This window comes from Streptomyces sparsus (genome assembly GCF_054776295.1).
The window spans coordinates 1-1,827 of record NZ_BAAHCA010000951.1; the positions used below are offsets into that span (position 1 = coordinate 1).

At 72.1% G+C, this 1,827-nt stretch carries 3 protein-coding genes; 2 read left to right on the forward strand and 1 reads right to left on the reverse strand.

What is annotated here, in order from left to right; all coding sequences use genetic code 11:
* Positions 1-102: 102 nt before the first annotated feature.
* The gene (locus ACYVE9_RS25250; protein WP_461030209.1) at positions 103-327 is read right to left on the reverse strand and encodes a hypothetical protein; all 225 of its coding nucleotides are present in this window, start codon (positions 325-327) and stop codon (positions 103-105) included.
* 363 nt (positions 328-690) lie between these two features.
* On the opposite strand from ACYVE9_RS25250, the gene ACYVE9_RS25255 reads away from it, so the two are divergent.
* Both ACYVE9_RS25255 and ACYVE9_RS25260 read left to right on the forward strand, forming a co-directional pair.
* Positions 691-1,074, forward strand: coding sequence for a cold-shock protein (locus ACYVE9_RS25255; RefSeq protein ID WP_283989917.1), 384 nt, complete (start codon positions 691-693; stop codon positions 1,072-1,074).
* Between the two features lie 194 nt (positions 1,075-1,268).
* Positions 1,269-1,784 (forward strand): ATP-binding protein, encoded by a 516-nt coding sequence (locus tag ACYVE9_RS25260; RefSeq protein ID WP_461030208.1) that lies wholly within the window; start codon positions 1,269-1,271, stop codon positions 1,782-1,784.
* The last annotated feature ends 43 nt before the right edge of the window (positions 1,785-1,827 follow it).

Genomic DNA, 1,827 nt, shown 5'->3' on the forward strand with positions numbered 1-1,827 from the left:
GGTCGCGGTGGCCACCGGGCCGTGCTCGGCCGCGGAACTGCACGCGGCCGGCGCACACGTCGTGCTGCCCGACCTGCTGGCGTTCCCCGACTGGCTGGACCGCTACCGCTCGGAGAGCTCCCGCACCGAAGCACCCGCCTGACGCCGCTGCTCGGCGGCGGACCGCAGCAGGCCCGCCGCGGCGAGCGCGAAGCCCAGCCCCATCAGCATGCAGACGAAGTACGCGATCGGCGGGAACCGCTCGGTGCCCAGGAACAGCGGCGCGAACGTGACGAGGGTGGCCAGCGCACCGACGGCGAAGACGACCCCGCCGATCCGCACCAGCAGATCACCGGCACGTCCCTGCTCCGCGGTGGCGGCGGACGACGGGGACGTCCCCCGGAGGACTGGTGTATTGCTCACCCGTCCAGGGTAAGCCGGTGGGCAGGTGCGCGGAGGAACGGCCCGGAGCATCTTGTCAGCGGGCGACGGAAGATTAACCTTGAGTCATGGCGGGTCGAGCGGCCCGCCGCAGTGCTCTGTCGAGCCTGTGCGGGGCCGAAGGGCGCAACCAGGGGGGTTGCGGGGCTCCGTTCGACGCTACGGGGGCGCTGAACCCTGCCCACCAGACCAGGTCCATCGGGCCGGAACCCTCCAGGACCGGTGACGACCGACCGGATCGACCGACGAGCTACGAGGACGAGGACAGACGTGCCTACCGGCAAGGTCAAGTGGTTCAACAGTGAGAAGGGCTTCGGCTTTCTCTCCCGCGACGACGGCGGGGACGTCTTCGTGCACTCATCCGTGCTGCCCAGCGGCGTGGAAGCCCTCAAACCGGGCCAGCGGGTCGAGTTCGGGGTGGTGGCCGGCCAGCGCGGTGACCAGGCGCTCTCGCTGACGCTGCTCGACCCGGCTCCCTCCGTGGCCGCCGCCCAGCGCCGCAAGCCGGACGAGTTGGCGTCGATCGTCCAGGATCTGTCCACCCTGCTGGACGGGGTCTCCCAGCAGTTGGAGCGCGGCCGGTACCCGGACCGGCAGCACGGCCACAAGATCGCCGGCATGCTCCGCGCCGTCGCCGACCAACTCGACGTCTGACGGCCGCCCGGCCCGACGCCCGACGCGTGCGCCGGCATCTCCCCCGCCCGCCCCCGCCCGGGGGCGGGCGTCGAACTGCTCCGCAGTCGGCCGTCCCGGGCTGCCGACATTTCCGCAACTTTTTCGCCCGGTGAACACATCCGCCGGGCGAACGGGGCCGAATACCTTATATCCACTGATAAGGGATTCCGGCCATGAAAACCCCACCGCAGGACACCCCACCGCAGGACACCCCTCTCCACCTCCAACTCGACGGTCCTTCCTCCGGCGGCCGTCCTCTCCACGACTGGCCTGCCTGCGTGCCGGCCCTGCGCGGTGAGATCCGGCGCCGGCTCCAGTCGTGGGGCATGAGCGACGTCTCCGACGACGCGCAACTGGTCTGGACGGAACTGCTGTCCAACGCCGTACGGCACGGCACACCGCCGCTGGTGGTGACCGTGCTGCTGCGCCGCACGGGCGACCGGCGGAGTGCGGTGCGCATCGAGGTCAGCGACGCCGGCACCGGCGTGGACGTCGGCCGGGTGCGGGCCCGCTGGCGCCATCCCTCGTTCGACCTGGACGAAGGCGGCAGGGGACTCTTCCTGGTCGACGCGCTCTGCGTCTCCTGGGGCGACCGGCACCGCTGCCACGGCCACACCGTCTGGGCGGAGATCCCCGTGCCCGACGCGTCGCCCGCGCCCCCGCCTCCGAGGGCGATGGCCGACGGCTGAGCGCTTCCGCGCAGTCCGGACCCGGAGCCGCCGCTGCCCGGTC